The sequence below is a fragment of the Sphingomonas sp. jy18 genome, assembly GCF_056931895.1.
In genome coordinates this window covers 43,643-64,257 of record NZ_JBXPBT010000007.1, presented here as the reverse complement: position 1 = coordinate 64,257, position 20,615 = coordinate 43,643, and the positions used below count along the sequence as shown (strand labels likewise).

The following is a 20,615-nucleotide window of genomic DNA, read 5'->3' as shown; positions in this document are numbered from 1 at the left end:
GCCCTAACACGATGACGTCACGACGGACTCACCGTCGCGGACGCTCTGACATTCGACGGAAAAGCAGACGGAAAGGCACAGGCTTTCCGCAGAAATACATCTGTGCCGCATGGGGGCGGCCTATCTCGGGGTGACAAGGCGGCGATGGCTAACAAGGGAGACCCGGCGAACGGGCACCAAGATTCGGGTGAAGTAAGCGCGGCGTGGCTGGAGGAAACTTGGGCGCAACTCGCCGCCGGACTGCGGCGCGATATCGGCGCACGCACCTTCGATCACTGGCTCAAGCATGTGAAGCCGGCCCGGTTCGACGCCGCCATCGGCGCGCTGCACCTCACCTCGCCCAGCGCTTTCACCGGAGAACAGGTCAGCAAGCGCTTCGGTGACCGGCTGACGCTCGCATGGAAGACGGTGCTGCCGGCCGTGCGTTCGGTCCATGTCTCGGCGCAGGTGCGCAGCCTGCCTGCCGAAGCGCTGAGAGCAAACATCGTCGCCGCGCCAACCCCCGCACCCGCTGCAGCGCTCGACGTCAAATTCGCCTTTGACAGCTTCGTGCCGGGCCGCAGCAACATTTTGGCACTCAACGCTGCCCGCCGCATGGCTGCGGTCGAGGCGCCGCAGTTCCACCCTCTCTATCTTCGGGCCGAGACAGGGCAGGGCAAGACCCATCTGATTCACGCCATCGCTGCGGCCACGCTGGCGCGCGACCCCGATGCCAGGGTCATCCTGATGTCGGCCGAAAAATTCATGCTCGAATTCGTCGCCGCGATGCGCGCCAATGACATGCTGTCGTTCAAGGCCCGCCTGCGCGCCGCCGATCTGCTGCTGGTCGACGATCTCCAGTTCATCATCGGCAAGGATTCGACGCAGATCGAGCTGCTGCACACCTTCGACGAAGTGATGTCGTCGGGCGGACGCCTCGTCGTCGCGGCCGACCGTCTGCCGCATCGCCTCGACGGCATCGAGCAGCGGCTGCTGTCGCGGCTCGCCGGCGGCCTGGTGGCCGACATCGATCCGCCCGATCTCGAGCTGCGCATCGCCATCCTCGAGCGCAAGGCCGCGGCGCTGGGTGCGGACATCGGTGCCGATGTCATCGACTGGATCGCCCATACCTTCCCGCGCAACGTGCGCGAACTGGAAGGCGCGCTCAACAAGCTGGTCGCCTATGCCGCGCTGCTCGATGGCACGCTCGACCTTGCCTTTGCGCAGGAACGGCTCGCCGAGACGGCGCGCGGCAGCCGCGCGCGAATCACCATCGAGGATATCCAGCGCGCGGTTTGCGCCCATTATCGCATCGAAAAGGCGGAGATGGCCTCGCAGCGCCGTACCCGCTGCGTCGCGCGCCCGCGGCAGGTGGCGATGTATCTCGCCAAGGAACTGACCCCGCGCAGCTTCCCCGAGATCGGCCGCCGCTTCGGCGGGCGCGATCATTCGACGGTGATCCATGCGGTCAAGACCATCGAGACGCTGCGCGCCAACGATGCCGATCTCGACACCGATATTCGCCGCATCAAGCGGGCGCTGACCGCTTAGTCGTCCTTACGTTATTGCGAGCGAAGCGACGCAATTCAGTGCAGTGCAACGCTGCCCTGGATCGTTTCGCTTCACTCGCAATTATGCGGTCGGTTCAATCCCGCTCGGGCGGTGCCACGGTGATTCGCACCTTCTCGCCCGAGTTGCCGGGGAAGCCGGTGAACATCGCTTCGACCAGATTGGGCACCAGCACGGTCAGATCATTGTTGCGCGACACCGCCTCGGCCGAGCCTTCGAACAGCCTCTCCCCGGTGGCGCGCCGCTCGATCGTCATGTCGAGCCCACTGGTGTAGATGGTGTAGCTGCGGACATTGCCATAGTCGCCGAAGCGCGGGCCGAACAGGAACGGGTCGTAGAAGCCCTGCACATAGCGGTAACCGCCACGGGTACGGACGATCACCGGCCGGCCGTAGAAGCCCGCGCGGCCCCAGCCCGGGCCCCAGAAGGGATCATAGCCGAACGGGTCGGACACGATGCGCTCACGGCCATTGTCCACGCCATAGTCGAGCCGCACCAGAAACTCGGGCGCTTCGCCGGGTGCGGCGGGGCGGTAGCCGATGCGGGTCAGCTCGGCGGCGACGAGCTGGGCATAATGGTTGAACTCGAGGCCACCACGATCGCGCTCGTCGCGCGCCTCTATGGCAAAGCTCTGGCCCATCGGCGCCGGCATCTGCTGGAAACGGGACACTTCGGCACGGAACGGGGTGGCGCAGGCGGCAAGGGTGCCCAGCGCCAGCGCGGCAGCGGACAGGCGGATAAGCGGAGCGACTCGCATGACAGGACCTTTCATCGGCTTTCACCGGAATGTGGGCGGACCAAGCCCGATGTGCAATCCGGCACTTGGCCGCAGTTCTAGCTCTGTTCGTCTGAACGGGATTTGAATGGAGAGGTTCCGGCCTGCCCGCGGCAAGACCTTAGCCGAACAACCCCAGTGCCTCCTGCGCGGCTTTGAGCGTCGGGGCCGCGAGCGCCCGGGCCCGGGCCGCGCCGTCTTCGAGGATGGTGTCGATTGCCGCCACATCTTCCATCAATTCTGCAAAGCGCGTGCGGATGGGGGAAAGCTTGGCGACCGCCAGATCGGCCAGTGCCGGCTTGAAGGCGCCGAATCCCTGGCCTGCAAAGCGGGCGCACACTGCGTCGCGGCTTTCGCCGGCAAGCGCGGCATAGAGTGTCACCAGATTGGCCGCCTCGGGCCGCCCATTGAGGCCCGCCGCCTCGCCCGGCAGCGGTTCCGGGTCGGACTTCGCTTTGCGGAATTTCTGGGCGATGGCATCGTCATCGTCCATCAGGTTGATCCGGCTCATGTCGCTGGGGTCGGACTTCGACATTTTTGCAGAGCCATCGCGCAGGGACATCACCCGCGGTGCCGCGCTGCCGATCATCGGCTCGGGCAGCACGAAGGTCTCGGTGCCCGTATCGAGGTTGAACTTGGTGGCGATGTCGCGCGCCAGCTCTAGATGCTGCTTCTGGTCCTCGCCCACCGGCACATGGGTCGCCTGGTACAGCAGCACGTCGGCGGCCTGCAGCACCGGATAGCCGAACAGGCCGATGCTCGCGCCTTCGCGGTCCTTGCCCGACTTTTCCTTGAACTGGGTCATGCGGTTGAGCCAGCCGATGCGCGCCGTGCACATCAGCAGCCAGGCGAGCTCGCTGTGCTGGGGCACGCGCGTCTGGTTGAACAGAATCGACTTTTCAGGGTCGATGCCGCTGGCGATCAGCGCCGCGGTCAGCTCCCGCACATTGTTTCTGAGCGTGGCGGCATCGCCCTTGACCGTGATGGCGTGCAGATCGGCGAGGAAGAACAGGCACGCGCCCGGGTTGGCATCCTGCATCGCCACCCACTGGACGATCGCGCCCAGATAATTGCCGAGGTGCAGGTTTCCGGTGGGCTGGATGCCCGATACGACACGCATATCCGTCTCTTGTCGGTTCAGGCCGCGCGGCGGCGCAGCAGGGTTCTGAGTTCGGACAGCCGATAGGCCCCGAAGGCGAAGGACGCCAGCACGTAGATGGCAAGGCCGCCGCCGCACAGCAGCCCCAGCCACAGCACCCGTTCCGGCAGATGCCCGGCCATATGGCTGTCGGCGATGCCGCCGGCGAACCACAGCGCCACGCCCATCGCCGCAGCCGCCAGCGCTATGCGCACCGATTTGGCCAGCAGCCGCGTCTCGATGCTCAACTGGCCGCGCCGGTGCAGTACTGCATAGAGCAGGATCACATTGACCCAGGCGGCAGCGGCCGTGGCAATGCCGACGCCGACATGCCCCAGCGGCCAGATCAGCACCAGATTGCCGACCAGATTGACCAGCATGGAAATCAGCGCCAGCCGCACCGGCGTCTTGGTGTCGGTGCGCGCGTAAAAGCCGGGCGTCAGCACCTTGATCAGCACATAGGCCGGGATGCCGATGGCAAAGGCGGCGAGGACATTGGCTGTCGCCACCGTGTCGGCCGCGTCGAAAATGCCATGCTGCAACAGCCCGCGCACGATGGGGACACCGGCAAAGGCGAGCGCGACGGCGGCGGGCAGCGAGAGGAACAGCGCCATCTCTATCGCCCGGTTCTGCGTACCATTGGCCGCGCCCTCGTCCCCGCTGCCGATCTGGCGGGACAGCAGCGGCAGGATGGCGGTGCCGATGCCGATGCCGATGATGCCCAGCGGCAACTGGTTCAGCCGGTCGGCAAAATAGATCCAGCTGATCGCACCTTCGCTGAGGAAGCGCGCCGCCAGCGTCGTGGAGACGAGGAGGTTGATCTGGATGGCGCCCTGGCCGATCGCCGCTGGCGCGAGCAGCGCCAGCATCAGCTTGACGTCGGGCGACAGCCGCGGCCAGCCCAGCCGCAGCGATACCCCTGCCGAGCGGCACGCCAAAATCAGCCAGGCAAGCTGCACGACGCCCGCCAGCGTCACCGCGATCGCCTGCGTGGTCGCGGTTTCAACCGGGGTCGCCCCGCGGAAGAACAGCAGCGCGACGATCAGCGCCAGATTGAGCAAGATCGGTGCGGCGGCGTTGACCCAGAAGCGGCCGACCGAATTCAATATGCCGCCCAGCAACGACACCAGGCTGATCAGCGCCAGATAGGGGAAGGTGATGATGGTCAGGTGGCGCGCCAGCTCGAACTTCTCAGCCGGTTCGCCGGGGAAGCCACCGGTCATCGCATAGACGATCGGGCCGGCGGCCAGCATCATGGCAACGGTGAAAACCACCAGAACCGGGAACAGGACGGACAGGACCTGCCCGGCAAAGACGCGCGCAACGGTGAGCCCGGTACCGGCCTCTGCCGCGTCGCCCTCTGCCATCTTGCGGTTGAACATCGGCACGAAGGCCGCGGCAAACGCCCCTTCGGCAAAGAGCGCGCGGAACAGGTTGGGGAGGCGCCAGGCAATCAGGAAGGCATCGGACGCCATGCCGGCCCCGACATAGCGCGCAAACAATATGTCGCGCGCCATGCCGAGGAAGCGGCTGACCAGGGTCAGCGAACCGATGGTGGAGACTGTGCGGATCAGGCCCACGGCTGCGAACCTGTCAGTCGCGGATCAGGCGTTGCCGACCGGCTGGTCCAGCCCATCGGCCGCCGCCTGCGCTGCCATCTGCTCGCGCTGCGCCAGATAGAGACCGTTGAAGTCGATCGGCTCGAGCAGCAGCGGGGCAAAACCGCCGTCGCGCACGGCATCGGCGATGACACGGCGGGCGAAGGGGAAGATGATGCGCGGCGCTTCGGCATACATGAAGGCGTGCACCTGGTCTTCGGGAACGTTGCGCACCGCGAACAGCCCGGCATAGGCCAGATCGACGATGAAGTCGGTGCCCTCGGGCCGCTTGGAGCTGATTTCGATCTTCAGCACCGTCTCGTGCACGCCGTCGGCGATCAGCGCGGAGCTGATGTTGAACTGCACATCGACCTGCGGCTGGCTCTGCCACTGGTAGGTGGCGGGCGCGTTCGGATTCTCGAACGACAGATCTTTCACATATTGCGAAATAAGACCGATTGCCGGGCCGGTGTCCATGCCATTGGCAGGTGCGGCAACGTCGATGGTGTCGTTCGGGGCGGTTTCGTCGGCCATGATCGGGAAATCACTCTTTCTCTGGAAAATCGCGGTTTGCGGGGGCAGGCTAGCGGCCCCCGCGATGTGGCGAGCGCCCTAGCAGCCGCCCTCAACCGGCGCAATGTGTGTCGCAGGCGCTTCATTTGCGCTTAATCTCGCTCATGGCAGGGTTGCGGTTTGAAACAGGCAGCATATCATCCTACATTCCCGGCAATGACCCGTGCGGAGCGGGCGGCTAGAAGAAGAGTGACCCAGTGACCACCACCATCGTCATCCTCGCCCTGATCGCAGCCTTTCTTGGCCTGAGGCTCTATTCGGTGCTGGGCAAACATGGTCGCGATCAGGAGCCGATGCTGCCGCGCAGCGAAGAACGCCCGCGCACCGCGCCGGCCAGCGCGCCGACCGCGCCTCAGGCCGATTTGCCGCGCGCGCCTGCCCCCGCGCCGGCCGTCGGCACCGTCTATGAGCCGGCCGCCGAAGTCGGCATCCGCGCCATCCTGTCGGCGGACCGCAACTTCGATGTCGGCCGCTTCGTCAACGGCGCCAAGGCGGCCTATCGGATGATTCTGGAAGCTTATTGGAAGGGCGACCGGGAAACGCTGCAGGGCCTGTGCGATGCGGACAGCTATGCCGCGTTCGATGCCGCGATTGCGGAGCGCGAGGCACGCGGCGAAACGCTCGACAACCGGCTGGTCACCATCGACAAGGCGATCATCACCTCGGCCTCGCTGGCTAATGGCGTGGCGCGGCTGACCGTCCGTTTCGATGCCGATATCGCCGCGATCACGCGCGACAGCGAGGCCCGCATCGTCGCCGGATCGATGACCGACGCCGTCCCGACGCAGGACAGCTGGAGCTTCGTGCGCGACATCTCCAGCCGCGACCCCAACTGGCTGCTTGACGAAACCGACGCGGATTGACGGAGCAGATCGGTGTTCCCTGCCTTTGCAGGAGAACACCGATCACGGACTTGCAAAACCAAGTCGCTCGACTTGATCCAATGTGTGGGACTATGACCCACGCATGCCCAGCTTCACCCGCCTCCTCACCGTCACCGCCCTAGCCACCGCGCTCGGCGCCTGCGCGTCGGTGATCCCCGACAGCGGCGGGCCGCGTCCGCCCAGCGGCATGCCCGCACCGGCGCCGACTGCGGGCGAGACGGCAGCGCGGCCGACGCCCGCGCCGCCCGGCACCCCGCTGCCCGCCCCTGCGCCGCCGGCCGACGCCGCCAACGCGCGCAGTGCTGGCGTGCAGCCGGGGCGTGACGTCGCCAGCCTCGGGCTCACGCCCGAAGGCGCGAGCCGCGCGCTCGGCGCCTTCCGCATTTCCTGCCCCGCATTGGTGCGCCGCGCGGACAGCAGCGGCCTCGCCCAGCCCGCCGACTGGCAGCCCGCGTGCGACGCGGCAAGGGGCTGGGATGATCGCGACGCCATCCGCTTTTTTGCCACCCATTTCCGTACCGTGCAGGTGGGTGACGGGCGTGGGCTCGCTACCGGCTATTACGAGCCGGAAATCCTTGGCTCGCGCACCCGCCGCCCCGGTTATGAGGTGCCGGTCTACGGCCTCCCTGCCGATCTCATCGAGGCCGATCTCGGCCAGTGGAACCCCGATCTCGCAGGTCGGCGTATCCGGGGCAGGGTGGATGGCACCCGCTTCGTCCAATATCATGATCGCGCTGCCATCGACGCGGGCGCGCTTGCCGGGCGCAACCTCGAGATTGCCTGGGCGGCCGATCCGGTCGAGTTTTTCTTCCTGCAGATCCAGGGGTCCGGCCGGCTGCGCCTGCCCGACGGCAGCATCATGCGTATCGGCTATGCCGGGCAGAATGGCCGGGACTATGTCGGCATCGGCCGCCTGCTCAGGGATCGCGGCGTGCTCCAGCCGGGGGAAGCCTCGATGCAGGGCCTGATGGGCTATTTGCGCCGACAGCCGGACGGCGGCCGCGCGGTGATGCAGGAAAATGGCAGCTGGGTGTTCTTCCGCGAGCTGACCGGCCCCGGCCCGCTCGGCGCCCTCGGTCTGCCGGTCACGCCGCGCGCCAGCGTCGCTGCCGATCCGGCCTATGTCCCGCTCGGCGCACCGGTGTTTCTCGCATTCGACCGCGCCGAAGCAACCGGCCTGTGGATCGCGCAGGACACCGGCGGAGCAATCCGCGGCGCCAACCGCTTCGACACCTTCTGGGGCGCAGGCGACGATGCCCGCGCCATTGCGGGGGGCATGAGCTCGCGCGGCGCGGCGCTGATCCTGCTGCCGGTGGCGAGCGTCCAGCGGCTGACCGGTGGGCGGTGATTTGTGGCGAAGCCGCCGCCTGATGTGGGCGAGCAGAATTGGCGGCGCATCAAGGCGACGGTGAAGCCGTTGAAGGCGAAAGCAACCGCAACCCTCTCACCCCCGCTCATGTCGAGCGAAGTCGAAACACCATCCGCCAAGCACGCAAAGACCAAGGCTGGAAAGGCCCGTGTCTCGACTTCGCTCGACATGAGCGGATCGGGTAGCACTGCCACGCCTGTCACTGTCCCCCCGGACCTGTTTCGGGGCCGCCCGCAACGCAGCGCAACTCTGCCAGCAGCCCCGGCTCAAGGCCGCGGCGACGATGCTGTCGGGGCCTCCCTCCTAGCCAAGGATTGGGAACGCACGCTGCGGACCGGGCGCGCGGCGCCGGACATGGTCATCGACCTGCACGGCCATAATCTGTCCGGCGCGCACAGCCAGCTCGCCCGCGCGCTCGACCGCGCGGCCGCCAGCGGCGTACGCATCATCCTCGTCATCGCCGGAAAAGCCCGCGGCCCGGACGAGGCCCCGCGCGGCGCGATCCGCCGCGAACTCGCCACCTGGCTCGCCCACAGCCATCACGCGCGGCGGATATTGGCGGTTCGCAACGCCCACCCGAGGCACGGCGGAGCAGGGGCGGTGTATGTGGTGTTGCGGAAGAACGGCTAAGTCGAATTCCCATCGTCATTGCGAGCGCAGCGAAGCAATCCAGTGTTGCGCAGCAGCGCCCCGGATTGCTTCTCTACGCTCGCAATGACGAAGGTGCGCCGACCTTCACCCAGCCAACCCCCGCTCGATAACCAACCGGAACACCCCGACCAGCGCCTGCAAATCCGCCACCGCCACCGCCTCATCGCGCTTGTGCATTGTCGCATTCGGCGGGCCGAACTCGACGATTGGCCCGAGCACATGCAGATAGCGCGCATCGCTGGTGCCGCCGGTGGTCGATCGCTCCGGCACCACCCCCGTCACATCGGTGATCGCGGTGGTCACCAGATCGACCCACGGCCCCGGCCGGGTGCGGAAGGCTTCGCCATAGACGGTCCAGCGCACCTCGGCTTCGGGCGATTCGGCGTGGACCAGTCGCTCGATCATCCGTCCCAGCTCCTCTCCACGCTGCTGGTCGTTGAAGCGGATCGAGAGGCGCGCGGAGGCCTTGGCGGGGATGACATTGCCCGCCGGGTTGCCGACATCGACCGTGGTCGGCTCGATATTGCTCGCCTGGAACAGGTCGCTGCCTTCATCGAGCACCAGCCGGTCGATGCGGTCGAGGATGCGCACCAGCCGGGGGATCGGGTTGTCCGCCAGATGCGGATAGGCGACATGGCCTTCCTTGCCTGGCACGGTGATCCAGACGACCACCGATCCGCGCCGGCCGATCTTCACCATGTCGCCCAGCCGCGCGACACAGGTCGGCTCGCCCACCAGGATGCAGTCGGGCTTGACCCCGCGCGCCTCCATCCGCTCCATTAGCAGCTTGGTGCCGAAGGTCGCCGGGCCTTCCTCGTCGCCGGTGATGATCAGGCTCAGCGTCCCGGCGTCGTGCGGCACCGCCGCTGCTGCCGCTACCCAGGCCGCGATGCTGCCTTTCATGTCGACTGCGCCGCGCCCGTAGAGCAGCCCGCCGGCAAGGCGCGGCTCGAAGGCGCTGCCGGTCCAGCCGTCGCCCGCCGGCACCACATCGAGATGTCCGGCAAAGCCGATGTGGGTGCCGCCGGTGCCGCGTGTGGCCAGCAGATTTTCCACCGGCCCGTCCGGCGCCTCGCCCTCGACAAAGCGTTCGACGCTGAACCCCGCGCCGATCAGTGCCTCCTCCAGCACATCGAACACCGCGCCAGTAGCAGGCGTGACGCTGGGCACCGCGATCAGGCGGGAGGTGAGGTCGACGACGTCGATGGGTGAGATGCTGGCCATGCGTGTGGCGATAGCGCAGCCGAATATCAAAAGCACCTGCTCCCCGGCGCAGGCAGGGGCCTATCTCCGGACCCGTCCCAAAACGCGAGGCTCGATCGATACGCGTACTCAGGTGATGGCCCCCTGCCTGCGCAGGGCAGCACAAAGGCTGTGCAAAGATGGAGCGCGACAAACCCGTCCTGCTGTGCTACACCGCCTCCATCGGTCAACTCCGCCCTTCAAGCGTTGACCGGCTGAGAGACTCCGGCCTGACCGCCCGACCGCGCTCCCGCTTGATAGGCCGGAGCGCTTTTTCTTTTCCGCCTCACCCGATCCGCGACCGGCCGTGCGCCGCGCGCAGCGTCAGGCGACCTCGCTTTCACGAATTGGCGTCCGGGCCGGGCGGCACACTGTGGAAACTTCTCTTCCGGCCCAACCTAAGGAACTACCATCATGCCAATCGGCACCGTCAAATTCTTCAACGCCGACAAAGGCTATGGCTTCATCGCACCGGAAGACGGCGGCAATGATGCCTTCGTCCACATCTCGGCGGTTGAAGCAGCCGGCATGCGCACCCTCACGCAGGACCAGCGCGTTTCCTACGAGCTCGAGGCCGATCGTCGCGGCAAGATGGCTGCGACCAATCTGAGCGCTGCCTGACATCATGCCGGTTTCCCCGCTCCGGCCGCGTGCCGGGGCGGGGGGATCGCCCTATCCGACACCGCAGAGGGAATACCCATGGCCGACAATTATGAATTCTGCCTCGCCCAGGCAGAGGCGGCCCGCAAATCTGCCGATGCAGCCACGCTGGACAATGTGCGTGAGAATTTCGAGCGCGCCGAAAAGACATGGATGGCGCTCGCCACCAAGGCGCAGCGCGTATCCGTCGCCCGCGTCGAGCGCGAGGAAGCGAGCGCAGCGCGTGTCGCCGCCGCCAACGAGAATGTCGAGTTGGACCAGGCCGGGTCGAGGCGCACTGCAGCGGAATGATTCGCACTTGGCGTGTATCCGGCTAGGCTGGTCTCACCGGAGACCCGCCATGCCCAAACTCGATCTCGATGCCATTCCCCAGACCAATGCCACCGGCTATCCGGCGCCGCATGATGCGCCCGTGCAGGGCCGCTGGTATCGCCGTCTTGCGCCGGCGACCGGGCTCACCCAGTTCGCCGCCAGTCATGTCGTGCTGAAACCCGGCGCATGGTCCTCGCAACGCCACTGGCACAATGGCGAGGACGAGATGCTGGTCATGATTGCCGGAGAGGCCGTGCTGGTCGAGGATGACGGTCGCACCCCGATGCGCCCCGGCGACATCGCCGTCTGGCCTAAGGGCAGCACCAACGGCCACCATCTGATCAACGAAAGCGACGCCGACTGCGTCTTCGTCGCCTTGGGCGGCAGCAAGCAATATGACAGCGGCGGCGGCTATTCGGATATCGACATGCTGTTCACGCCCGATGGCTATACCCGCAAAGATGGCACGCCCTATGACACGCAGCGGATAGCGTGAGCGGCATCGACTGGCCGGGCTTTGCGCTCACCATCCTGCTGGTCGAACTCACGCCCGGCCCCAACATGGCATGGCTGGCGGCCCTGACGCTGGCACAAGGCCGGTCGGCGGGGTTAGCGGCGACTGCTGGCGTCGCCATCGGGCTGATCGTCAATGCCGTGCTGGCTGCCGCCGGATTTGCCGCCCTGCTCGCAGCCGAGCCATGGGCATGGCAGGCGTTGCGCTATGCCGGCACTGCACTGATGCTGTGGCTGGCGTGGGAAGGGTGGCGCGATGCGGGGGAAAGCTCCCCGGCGCTGCTCGCGGGCGGCGGCCGCCACTTCTGGCGGGGGCTCGCCATCAACAGCGTCAACCCCAAAAGCTTCCTGTTCTATGCGGCGGTGTTGCCGCAGTTTCTGCCGTCGGGCAGCGGCTGGAGCGGGGCGATGCTGCTGGCCCTGCTGGGTGCCGCGGTCGCCACCACCGTCCATCTGGGGATCGTCCTGACCGCCTCGGCCTCGCACGGCTGGATGATCGATCCGGCGCGCACGCGGAGGGTCCGGCGATTGCTGGCGCTGAGCCTGGTAGGTGTCGCGGTCTGGCTGTTTGTCGGCACCGCACGCTGACGCGGCCCGGGGGGAGCGCCCTCCCCCCCTGCGTGGTCACCCCTGTGCCGGTCCCTCGAACTTCTCGATCACCCAATCCTCGGCCTGCGCGCCGCCGATCCATTCCTGCATGTGCGGGTGGCTGATCACCGACTGGCAATAGGGCAGGGCAAAGCGCGGCAGGGGAATGGAGTAGGTGACGAAGCGGGTTACCACGGGCGCATACATCATGTCCGCCGCGCTCCATTCGCCGAACAGGAAATCGCCCGCGCCGCCGAAGCGCGCCCGCGCCTCGGCCCAAAGCTGGCAGATGCGCGCGACATCGGCCTCGACATCGGGCAACAGCGGTTGCGCATCATAGATGCGGCGGATGTTCATGCTGTGGTTCTTGCGCAGCGCCGAGAAGCTCGAATGCATCTCTGCGGCCATCGATCGCGCCATGCCCCGCGCCGCCGCGCCCGACGGCCAGTAGGCCCGCTCGCCGCCGGTCTTCTCGTCGAGATAGTCGATGATGGCGAGGCTGTCCCACACCACCACATCGTCGCCATCCCACAGGATCGGCACCTTGCCGCCCGATGGCGCGAATTCGTCGCCCTCGCGCCGCTGGTCCCAGTCCTGATTGTACAGCGGCACGGTGATTTCCTCGAACGGCAGGCCGCTGTGCCTGGCCGCCAGCCAGCCGCGCAGGGACCAGGAGGAATAGGCCTTGTTGCCGATGAACAGTTTCATCTTAACTCTCCACCGCTTCCAGCACCGCCGCGCGCAGCTCGGCGATGCCGCCACCTTTCTCCGCAGCGGTCGCCAGCACCTCGGGATGCGCCGCGGGCCGCTTGCGGGCTTCTGCGGCGGTTGCTGCTGTTACCGTGGCCAGCTCGCTCGCCTTGATCTTGTCGCCCTTGGTCAGCACCAGCCGGTAGCTGACGGCGGCGGCATCGAGCATGTCCATCACCTCGTGATCGACCGGCTTCAGCCCGTGGCGCGAATCGACCAGCACCAGCGCGCGTTTGAGCACCTGCCGCCCGCGCAGATAGTCGTTGATCAGGAAGCGCCACTTTTTGACGACATCCTTCGGTGCCTCGGCAAAGCCATAGCCCGGCATGTCGACCAGCCGGAACGCCAGCGGCTCGCCGACATCGAAGAAGTTCAGCTCCTGCGTCCGCCCCGGCGTATTCGACGCGCGCGCCAGCGCCTTGCGCCCGGTCAGCGCGTTGATCAGCGTCGACTTGCCGACATTGGAGCGCCCGGCAAAGGCGATTTCCGGCACGTCGGGCGCGGGGAGAAACTCGAGTTTCGGCGCGGATTTCAGGAATTCGATCCGCCCGGAAAACAACACCCGGGCCCGCTCGACAAGCGCGAAATGGGCTTGCGCCTCCTCGTCGGGCCCGGTCCTGCTCATGTGCCAGCCCTGTTCACTTGGTGGCCACGGCGGTCTTCATCGCCGGATAGCGCATGTAGAGCAGTTTCTGCTGGGCGATGGTCAGGATGTTGTTGGTGATCCAGTAGACCAGCAAGCCGGCGGCGAACGGCGCCATCACGAACATCAGCATCCATGGCATGATCGAAAACACCTGCGCCTGCACCGGGTCCGGCGGCGGCGGATTGAGCTTGAACTGGACGAACATGGTTATGCCCAGCAGCACCGCGAGCACGCCGATGCCGAGGATCGGAGGGACATTGAACGGCAACAGACCGAACAGGTTGAGGATGTGCATCGGGTCGGGCGCCGACAGATCCTTGATCCACAGGATGAAGGGCTGGTGGCGCATTTCCACGGTCAGCATCAGGCTCTTGTACAGCGCGTAGAAGATCGGAATCTGGATCAGGATCGGCAGGCATCCGGCCAGTGGATTGATCTTCTCGTCTTTGTAGAGCTTCATCATCTCCTGCTGCATGCGCGGCTTGTCGTCGGCATATTTGTCCTGGATCGCCTTCACCTTGGGCTGCACGACGCGCATCGCCGCCATGCTGGTGAACTGCTTCTGTGCGATAGGGAACATCAGCAGGCGGATGATCAGGGTCAACGCCATGATCGCGACGCCGAAATTGCCGATGTGCTTGAACAGCCAGTCGAGCAGATAGAAGATAGGCTTGGCGAACCAGATGAACCAGCCCCAGTCGGTCGCGCGATCGAACAGGACGACGCCGCCATCGGTATAGGCATCGAGTACGTCGGTTTCCTTGGCGCCTGCAAAGATGCGGCTCGTGGAGCTGCGCGTTGCGTTGGGAGCAAGGATGCTCGCCGCTTCGGTGAAATCGGCCTGATGCTTGGCGCCCGCCTGACGCGTGAAGCGCGCGGTGACTTCGCGGGCCTGATCTGGGATGACTGCGCCCAGCCAGAAATGATCGGTATAGCCCAGCCAGCCACCCGTGGTGGTCTGGGTCAGCGTCTGCCCCGGCACATCGCGGATGCGGTCGAGGTTGATATAGTCGGCCGCCCCGTTGAACACCGCCATCGCCCCGGTGTGGATGGTCCAGGTGTCATGATCCGGAGACACGCCCTGGCGACTGAGGAAGCTGAAGGGCTGCACCGCCACTGGCGCAGTGGCGCGGTTGGTCACCTTCTGGGTGACAGTGAACATGTAATTGGCATCGACCGCGATGGTCATTTCAAAAATCTGGCCGCGGCCATTGTCGTACGTCAGCGTTACTGGCGTCGACGGGGTCAGGCGTGCGCCCGCAGGGGCAGTCCACTGCGTCTGGGCGGTGGGCGCGACAAGCCCGTTTCCGGCCCAGCCGGTGCCGGCAAAATAATAGTCGCGCGTCCCCGCCGGCGCGAACAGGCGGACAGGGTCGGAATCCTTGTCGACCGTCTGGCGATAGCGCAGCAGCACCAGGTCATCGATCCGCGCGCCACGCAGGTTGATCGATCCGCGCAGCTTCGGCGTCTCGATGGCGACGCGCGGCGTATCGCGCAGCACGGCGGGCACCGACCGCGTAGCCTGAACACCGGCAACCGGCGGGACCGCACCGGCAGCAGCCGGCGCTGCCGGTGCGGTTGTGCCTGAAGTCGTCGCGCCTGCTGCGGCCCCGGCCGTAGCGCCCGCGGTCGTGCCAGCCTTCGCCGTCGGCGCCGGGGTCGGCAGGAAATAGCTGGTGGCGGCCTGCCAGCCGAACAGGATCAGCATCGCCAGCACCATCGCCAGCACGAGATTGCGTTTATCGTCCACGGGGTTTTTGGTCTTTCGGTTTGGTCACTGCGCCAGGCATATGGTTACGGGACCGGATCATATCCATGCCCGCCCCACGGGTGGCAGCGCATTAGCCGTTTCACCGCCAGCCATCCACCCTTGATTGCACCATGTTTCTGCAACGCCTGGATGGCGTAGGAAGAGCAGGATGGCGCATAGCGGCACGTCGGCGGCAGGACCCGCGACGGCCCGAGCTGCCAGCCGCGCGCGATGAGGATGAGCGCGCGGGCGATCACTTTTGAACCTCCCCGGTACGGGGAGGTGGCGAGCGCAGCGAGACGGAGGGGTCGCGAGCGAAGCGAGCACTCGCGCTATCGGTGAGGGCTGACGCTCGCGGTGCTCGCGACCCCTCCACCGCTTCGCGGGCCCCCTCCCCGTTCCGGGGAGGTTTTTCCTGCCACTCGCCCAGCCGCTTCACAGCCTTGCCCAATGCCTTGGCGACATCCGCCTTCAGCCGCGCATGCTCGACAGTCAGCGCGTCGCTGCGACCGATCAGCACATGATTGGCGCCGGCAATCGCATGATTGGGGAAAACCTCGCGCACCACGGCGCGGAAGCGGCGTTTGACGCGGTTGCGGATGACCGCGCCGCCCAGCTTCTTGGTGGCGGTGATGCCGAATCCGGCATCGCGCAATTCATCGCCGCGCGGCTGCACGATCAGCACAAATGCAGGCATCGGCACGCGCACACCGGCATTGGCGGCGAGAAATTCGGACCTTTTGGTCAGGCGGCGCAAGGGCAAGCGCTCTTGCCCGGCCATGTCGGGCTGGATCAGGCCGACAGCTTGGCGCGGCCGCGGGCGCGGCGGGCACGCAGCACAGCACGGCCACCGACGGTCGCGGTGCGGGCACGGAAACCGTGGCGGCGGGCGCGGACAAGGTTGCTCGGCTGGAAGGTGCGCTTCATCGGTCTGCTTTCTGTTCGACTATTAAAGAAAAGGGCCGCCAAACGTCCGGGCGGCCTTTCAGTGAGCGGCGCGCTAGGGGATTCGGTGCGCCAAGTCAAGATTTACCCTGCGATCTCTGCCAATCCCAGCCGCGCCATGTCGCGCGCACCCAGATAGCGGACATCGTCGAAACCGACGCTGTTGGTAAGCGCGTAAAAGCGCCGCGCCGCTGCGTCGTCCAGGCCCATTTCGCGGTAATAACCCAGATATTCGGCATGCACCGGATCGTCGGCGGGGAAATCACGGGCCTCGTAGCCATCCTCGTCGCGCCAGCTGTGCACGCCGAATTCGGCCGATGGGGCCGCCCGCCGCCGCACACCGGCCAGGAAAAGGTCGACCGCACCTGACCGCACCGAACCACCCGCCGGTACAATTGTCTCCAGCCCGGCGCGGCGTACCGCCCGCGCCAGCACATGGTTGGCGGCCTCATCGACCGAACCCGGACAATCGACCATTACCAGCCGCCGCACGCCGGGATGCGCCGCCAGCAGTGCGGCAAACTGGCGCGGGGTCGTGCTGTCGACCGTGCCGATCATCTCGACCGTATCGCCGCTGACCAGATGGAAGGGGCCATAGCGCGCCAGCGCGTCTCGGCTGGGCACGCTTGCATCGGCAACCAGCTCCACCTCGGCCAGCCGCGCCTTGCCGGGCTCGCCATCGTACAGTGCATCGCCATCGCCGGTCACCCAGCTCTCGCTGGTCTCGCTGTACGTCAGGGATGCATCGTCCGCGGACCAGCCGCCGGCAACGATGACATCGCCGGTCTCCTCCGCCGCCCAGGCCGCAACGGGGCTTGCGGCCACGGCTATCGGGACCAGACAGCCTAACAGGCGACGGAGAAGGGCGGGGGTGTGGACCACGCGGCAGGCTATGTGCCCCGCAGCATTGCCCGGCTTGTAACGGGTGCGGTTGGGCGGGGGTTAACCATGTCCTGCGTTGGCGTGGGGCGTGACCGAAAATGCGGCCCGATGTGCAAAGCAGGACAATCAGGTGATCGGAGCGCCTTGAACTCTGCCCCGCTTCATCGTCGCCCCGCGCTTGGCACGGGGCTTCTCTTTTTTGCCCGTGTCTCGGCAAGAAAGAGAAGCCTGGCCCTGGATCAGGTCCGGGGCGACGGCGGCGTGAGGGGTTGGCAAGGGGATGGCCAGCCGCCCAATGCTGCGCCCTTGGCCACCAAGACCACTTCGCTAAGCCCCTCTATTCCACCAATTCCGCCAACTGGTCGAACACCACCGGCCAGCCGGCCGAGAAGCCCATCGCCTCGTGGCGCTGCATGGTGGCTTCGTTCCAGTGGCGGGCGCTACCGGTCACGCGCGTGCCGTCGCCCTCGGGTGCGACTTCGAACGTGCCGGCCATGAACGGCTCGCCGGAGGGGATCCAGCCTTCGCGAAACGCATCGGTGAAGGTGAAGCGCACGCCCTCGACCACGTCCAGAAACACGCCCTCATTGTCATGTCGCTCGCCGTCCGGCCCGTGCATCACGGTGGCGGAGCGTCCGCCGACGCGCCAGTCCTGCGCAACCACCTCGCAGCGCCACGGGCGCGGACAGAAATAGTCCGGCATGCGATTCTTCATGGCGTCCCACACCTTGTCTGGCGGCGCCGCGATGTGGCGTGAGGTCGTCAATGCCCAGCCATTGTCTGCATTTCCGGTCATTCCATCCTCCTCGTCGTCTTCAATCGCGATCCGGCGCGCCCAGCGGAAAATAGCTGCGATAGGGGCGGGCCGCCTCGACGCACTGCATTACCGAGGGCCGCGTGAGCAGCCGAGCCCGATAGGCCCGCACCTCGACGTAGCGCGTATCGATCGGGTGCACCCAGTCGGCGTAAAACAGCGCCGGGGCGGCAGCGCAGTCGGCCAGTGAAAAGCCGTGTGCGGTGGCCCATTCGGTTTTGCCCAGTCTGGGCTCCAGCCACGCATAGGCCTTTTCGAGCAGCCCGCGTGCACGCTCGATCCGCATCGGGTCGGGCTGGGCGGTGATGAAGTGCAGATATTCGCCGACCACCGCCTGAACGCGCGCCTGCAGATGGTTGTCGAACACGCGATCCATCCAGCGGACCTCAAGCGCGGCGGCGGGGTCTGCCGGGATCAGCCTGGGCCCACCGGGCAGCAATTGGTCGAGATATTCGATGATGATCGATGCCTCGAACAGCATGGTCTCGCCATGCTTGAGCAACGGAAACTGTCCGACCGGCCAGGCTGCGTGCAGTTCCGCCATCGTCTCCGGCTGGTCGTCGCCAATCTGGCGAAAGCGATAGCGTGCGCCTTTCTCGATCAGTGCGATTTCGCCCTTCCAGCTGTAGGAGGAGAAGGGGTGGCCGAAATAGTCCATCACCATGTCCCTTCCTGCATCCGCTGCTGCCGCTCGGCCTCGGCTGCACTGCTGCTCTGACCGGGCGCCTCGGCGGGGTAGGGCGGCAGGGCGCCACCTGGCACGTAAGTGGCGATCACCGTGCCTTTGGCGGTCACCTGATGCTCGATCATGGTCAGCAAGCCCGGCTGCGTCTCTTCGCCGAACAGGTGTTTGCCCTTGCCCAGCGTTAGGGGCAATATCATCAGCGTCAGCCGGTCGATCAGCCCAGCGGCGAGCAGCCCGGAATAGAGGGTCGAGGAGCCCTGAATGATGAGGTCGGGCCCGTCCCCCGCCTTGACCGCCGCGACATCCGCGATGCTGCCCAGCCGGTGGCTGTTGGCCCAGTCGAGAGGCTGTTCGCTGCGGGTCAGCACATATTTGGCGGCACGGGTGAACGCCTCGCCCATCCCCGCCTCTTCGCCCTCCACATAGGGCCAGTAGGCCGCGAAAATGTCATAGGTGCGCCGACCCAGCAGCAGATCGTAGGGGCCGGAAAACAGCGTGCCGAGCGTGTCGTTGATGCCCTCGTCCCACAGTTTGAACACCCAGCCGCCTTCGGTGAAGCCGCCGCCGATATCCTCCTGCGGCCCGCCGGGCGCCTGGATCACGCCGTCGAGGCTGATGAAGGCGCTGGCGATGATCCGGCGCATCAGCCGTCTCCCCGCACGGCCGCCTCGATCGCGGCGACGTCGATCTTGCCCATCGTCATCATCGCGCCGAAGGCGCGCTGGGCCACCGCGCCGCCCTGCGCCATCGCATCGGTCAGCACCCGCGGCGTGATCTGCCAGTTGACCCCCCATTTGTCCTTGCACCAGCCGCACTGGCTCTCCGCCCCGCCATTGCCGACGATGGCATTCCAGTAGCGATCGGTCTCCTCCTGATCCTCGGTCGCGATCTGGATCGAAAAGGCCTCGCTGTGCGGGAAGATCGGCCCGCCGTTGAGGCCGATGCAGGCGATACCGCAGACGGTGAACGGCACCACGATCACCGCGCCGGCTCTGGTGCCGGGATTATCGAGCGGGGCGCGCTGGACAGGTCCGACATGGCTGTCGGGAAAGACACTGGCATAGAAATGGGCCGCTTCCTCAGCGGCGTGGTCATACCAGATGCAAATGGTGGCCTTGCTCATCTGTCATGCTCCTTGCGCAGCTTGGCGGGCGCTTTCTGCGCCCAGGAACAATCGAGCCGGGTCGACAGTTCCTCGTCGCTGACCGCATCGAGGCGGACCAGCATGGCGGGGTAGCCGGCATAGTGCGGCGTCTCGAAATATTTGTCCGGCTCGGCTTCGATCAGCGCTTCCTTGAGGTCGAGCGGGAGATGGACGACGAGCACGCCGACCATCCCCTCCTTCATCCGCACGAAGCTCTTGCCCGCCACGCTCAGAGCGTCGGTGCGATAGCTGGTCGTGCGCTCCACCTTGGGCAGCGCCAGCGCAAGCCGGGCGACCCTCTCGAAACATGGATCGGCGGCGCTCACAACCGTCCGCCGACCAGCCCGAACCAGGCGCCCTGCGGGTCGAGTGCGACCAGCGAGAAATCGCCACCGGGTATCTCGGTGGGAGGCTGGTGGATACGTCCGCCGCCTGCCTCGATCTGCGCGACTGCAGCATCGATGTCCGGCACGCGGAAATAAAAGAGCCAGCGGGGCCGGTCGGCGTCCGGCATGAGCGGATAGACCGCGCCGAGCATGCCGCTGCCCATCGGTGCGCCCTCGGGCGCCCGGCCGACGTGGCGCAGGAACTGATAGGCTCCCAGCGGGCCCATATCCATCTCGCCGTCCTTCACCCAGCCGAAGCGCGTGCCGTAGAAGGAGATCGCGGCATCGGGATCCGACGTCGACAGTTCGTTCCAGGCGCAATGGCCGATGCGGGGCTTGTCATAGGAGAAGGCGTTACTGGTGGCGTCTGGTTGGTCGGCCGGCGGCGTCGGTTTCATGACATAGACGGTCGCGCCCGCCGGATCGGCGACCATCGCGATGCGCCCGACACCTGCGATATCCATGGCGGGCATGTGGGTCGTGCCCCCGCCATGCTCGACAGATTGGACCATGGCGTCGACATCCTCCACCGCGATGTACCCCATCCAGCATGGACGTCCGCCGCCCTCGGTCATCTCCTGAGTCAGCGGCAACAAGCCGGCGACATTGCCTTCGCTTGCCGTAATCATGCGGTAGTCGATCGGGCCCGACGGCGCCGCTTCGATCGTCCAACCGACCACCTTCTCGTAAAATTCCCGCGCTGCATCGGCATCCGGCGTGATCAGTTCATACCAGATGAAGTCGCCATGATGATTGGCCATG

26 protein-coding genes are annotated in these 20,615 nt (G+C 66.3%); 8 read left to right on the top strand and 18 right to left on the bottom strand.

Annotated features, from left to right (window positions below; genetic code table 11):
* Window positions 1–144 precede the first annotated feature (144 nt).
* Window positions 145–1,530, top strand: coding sequence for a chromosomal replication initiator protein DnaA (dnaA, locus tag AC0QC4_RS14580; protein ID WP_483660636.1), 1,386 nt, complete (start codon window positions 145–147; stop codon window positions 1,528–1,530).
* A 94-nt stretch (window positions 1,531–1,624) separates the two neighbouring features.
* Here the strand turns inward: dnaA and AC0QC4_RS14575 are convergent, their stop codons facing one another.
* The 4 genes from AC0QC4_RS14575 to secB all read right to left on the bottom strand — a co-directional run bounded on the left by AC0QC4_RS14575 (window position 1,625) and on the right by secB (window position 5,593).
* Entirely contained in the window at window positions 1,625–2,305 is a 681-nt protein-coding gene (locus tag AC0QC4_RS14575; protein WP_483660635.1) for a DUF4136 domain-containing protein, read from the bottom strand.
* Between the two features lie 139 nt (window positions 2,306–2,444).
* A complete protein-coding gene (gene trpS / locus AC0QC4_RS14570; RefSeq protein WP_483660634.1) occupies window positions 2,445–3,443 on the bottom strand; it encodes a tryptophan--tRNA ligase in 999 nt (332 codons plus the stop codon).
* A 17-nt stretch (window positions 3,444–3,460) separates the two neighbouring features.
* Window positions 3,461–5,041, bottom strand: coding sequence for a murein biosynthesis integral membrane protein MurJ (murJ, locus tag AC0QC4_RS14565; protein ID WP_483660633.1), 1,581 nt, complete (start codon window positions 5,039–5,041; stop codon window positions 3,461–3,463).
* A gap of 24 nt (window positions 5,042–5,065) precedes the next feature.
* Window positions 5,066–5,593 (bottom strand): protein-export chaperone SecB, encoded by a 528-nt coding sequence (gene secB / locus AC0QC4_RS14560; RefSeq protein ID WP_483660632.1) that lies wholly within the window; start codon window positions 5,591–5,593, stop codon window positions 5,066–5,068.
* 236 nt (window positions 5,594–5,829) lie between these two features.
* Between secB and AC0QC4_RS14555 the strand changes: the two genes are divergently transcribed.
* The 3 genes from AC0QC4_RS14555 to AC0QC4_RS14545 all read left to right on the top strand — a co-directional run bounded on the left by AC0QC4_RS14555 (window position 5,830) and on the right by AC0QC4_RS14545 (window position 8,515).
* On the top strand, window positions 5,830–6,495 hold the full coding sequence (locus AC0QC4_RS14555; protein WP_483660631.1) for a Tim44/TimA family putative adaptor protein: 666 nt from the start codon (window positions 5,830–5,832) through the stop codon (window positions 6,493–6,495).
* A gap of 103 nt (window positions 6,496–6,598) precedes the next feature.
* Complete coding sequence (mltA, locus tag AC0QC4_RS14550) at window positions 6,599–7,864, top strand: murein transglycosylase A (RefSeq protein ID WP_483660630.1); 1,266 nt, start codon at window positions 6,599–6,601, stop codon at window positions 7,862–7,864.
* A 3-nt stretch (window positions 7,865–7,867) separates the two neighbouring features.
* Window positions 7,868–8,515 carry a Smr/MutS family protein gene (locus AC0QC4_RS14545; protein ID WP_483660629.1) on the top strand — a complete coding sequence of 216 codons (648 nt, stop codon included), beginning with the start codon at window positions 7,868–7,870 and terminating at the stop codon, window positions 8,513–8,515.
* Window positions 8,516–8,620: 105 nt separating this feature from the next.
* Here the strand turns inward: AC0QC4_RS14545 and dapE are convergent, their stop codons facing one another.
* Window positions 8,621–9,760, bottom strand: a complete 1,140-nt coding sequence (dapE, locus tag AC0QC4_RS14540; protein ID WP_483660628.1) for a succinyl-diaminopimelate desuccinylase — start codon at window positions 9,758–9,760, stop codon at window positions 8,621–8,623.
* Between the two features lie 432 nt (window positions 9,761–10,192).
* On the opposite strand from dapE, the gene AC0QC4_RS14535 reads away from it, so the two are divergent.
* The 4 genes from AC0QC4_RS14535 to AC0QC4_RS14520 all read left to right on the top strand — a co-directional run bounded on the left by AC0QC4_RS14535 (window position 10,193) and on the right by AC0QC4_RS14520 (window position 11,851).
* A complete protein-coding gene (locus tag AC0QC4_RS14535; protein ID WP_483660627.1) occupies window positions 10,193–10,399 on the top strand; it encodes a cold-shock protein in 207 nt (68 codons plus the stop codon).
* Between the two features lie 78 nt (window positions 10,400–10,477).
* Window positions 10,478–10,729: a hypothetical protein gene (locus AC0QC4_RS14530; RefSeq protein WP_483660626.1), complete on the top strand. Its 252-nt coding sequence runs from the start codon at window positions 10,478–10,480 to the stop codon at window positions 10,727–10,729.
* Window positions 10,730–10,778: 49 nt separating this feature from the next.
* A complete protein-coding gene (locus AC0QC4_RS14525; protein WP_483660625.1) occupies window positions 10,779–11,246 on the top strand; it encodes a cupin domain-containing protein in 468 nt (155 codons plus the stop codon).
* A complete protein-coding gene (locus tag AC0QC4_RS14520) occupies window positions 11,243–11,851 on the top strand; it encodes a LysE family translocator (protein WP_483660624.1) in 609 nt (202 codons plus the stop codon). The genes AC0QC4_RS14525 and AC0QC4_RS14520 overlap by 4 nt, the downstream gene beginning before the upstream one ends.
* Before the next feature lie 36 nt (window positions 11,852–11,887).
* Here AC0QC4_RS14520 and AC0QC4_RS14515 read toward each other — a convergent pair whose 3' ends face one another.
* The 13 genes from AC0QC4_RS14515 to AC0QC4_RS14455 form a co-directional block, all read right to left on the bottom strand.
* Window positions 11,888–12,559 (bottom strand): glutathione S-transferase family protein, encoded by a 672-nt coding sequence (locus tag AC0QC4_RS14515; protein ID WP_483660623.1) that lies wholly within the window; start codon window positions 12,557–12,559, stop codon window positions 11,888–11,890.
* A gap of 1 nt (window position 12,560) precedes the next feature.
* Window positions 12,561–13,226 carry a ribosome biogenesis GTP-binding protein YihA/YsxC gene (yihA, locus tag AC0QC4_RS14510; RefSeq protein WP_483660622.1) on the bottom strand — a complete coding sequence of 222 codons (666 nt, stop codon included), beginning with the start codon at window positions 13,224–13,226 and terminating at the stop codon, window positions 12,561–12,563.
* 13 nt (window positions 13,227–13,239) lie between these two features.
* Complete coding sequence (gene yidC, locus AC0QC4_RS14505; RefSeq protein WP_483660621.1) at window positions 13,240–14,997, bottom strand: membrane protein insertase YidC; 1,758 nt, start codon at window positions 14,995–14,997, stop codon at window positions 13,240–13,242.
* 44 nt (window positions 14,998–15,041) lie between these two features.
* A complete protein-coding gene (gene yidD / locus AC0QC4_RS14500) occupies window positions 15,042–15,254 on the bottom strand; it encodes a membrane protein insertion efficiency factor YidD (RefSeq protein ID WP_483660620.1) in 213 nt (70 codons plus the stop codon).
* A complete protein-coding gene (gene rnpA / locus AC0QC4_RS14495; protein WP_483660619.1) occupies window positions 15,251–15,754 on the bottom strand; it encodes a ribonuclease P protein component in 504 nt (167 codons plus the stop codon). Before rnpA ends, yidD begins: the two co-directional genes overlap by 4 nt.
* A gap of 35 nt (window positions 15,755–15,789) precedes the next feature.
* Window positions 15,790–15,924: a 50S ribosomal protein L34 gene (gene rpmH, locus AC0QC4_RS14490; RefSeq protein ID WP_483660618.1), complete on the bottom strand. Its 135-nt coding sequence runs from the start codon at window positions 15,922–15,924 to the stop codon at window positions 15,790–15,792.
* 102 nt (window positions 15,925–16,026) lie between these two features.
* A complete protein-coding gene (locus AC0QC4_RS14485; RefSeq protein ID WP_483660617.1) occupies window positions 16,027–16,767 on the bottom strand; it encodes an alpha/beta hydrolase in 741 nt (246 codons plus the stop codon).
* Between the two features lie 394 nt (window positions 16,768–17,161).
* Entirely contained in the window at window positions 17,162–17,620 is a 459-nt protein-coding gene (locus tag AC0QC4_RS14480) for an SRPBCC domain-containing protein (RefSeq protein WP_483660616.1), read from the bottom strand.
* Window positions 17,621–17,639: 19 nt separating this feature from the next.
* Window positions 17,640–18,302 (bottom strand): glutathione S-transferase family protein, encoded by a 663-nt coding sequence (locus AC0QC4_RS14475; RefSeq protein ID WP_483660615.1) that lies wholly within the window; start codon window positions 18,300–18,302, stop codon window positions 17,640–17,642.
* Window positions 18,296–18,967, bottom strand: a complete 672-nt coding sequence (locus AC0QC4_RS14470) for a dihydrofolate reductase family protein (protein ID WP_483660614.1) — start codon at window positions 18,965–18,967, stop codon at window positions 18,296–18,298. The genes AC0QC4_RS14475 and AC0QC4_RS14470 overlap by 7 nt, the downstream gene beginning before the upstream one ends.
* The gene (locus AC0QC4_RS14465) at window positions 18,967–19,446 is read right to left on the bottom strand and encodes a VOC family protein (RefSeq protein ID WP_483660613.1); all 480 of its coding nucleotides are present in this window, start codon (window positions 19,444–19,446) and stop codon (window positions 18,967–18,969) included. The genes AC0QC4_RS14470 and AC0QC4_RS14465 overlap by 1 nt, the downstream gene beginning before the upstream one ends.
* Window positions 19,443–19,793, bottom strand: a complete 351-nt coding sequence (locus AC0QC4_RS14460) for an MmcQ/YjbR family DNA-binding protein (protein ID WP_483660612.1) — start codon at window positions 19,791–19,793, stop codon at window positions 19,443–19,445. Before AC0QC4_RS14460 ends, AC0QC4_RS14465 begins: the two co-directional genes overlap by 4 nt.
* Entirely contained in the window at window positions 19,790–20,614 is an 825-nt protein-coding gene (locus tag AC0QC4_RS14455) for a VOC family protein (protein WP_483660611.1), read from the bottom strand. The genes AC0QC4_RS14460 and AC0QC4_RS14455 overlap by 4 nt, the downstream gene beginning before the upstream one ends.
* Window position 20,615 lies beyond the last annotated feature (1 nt).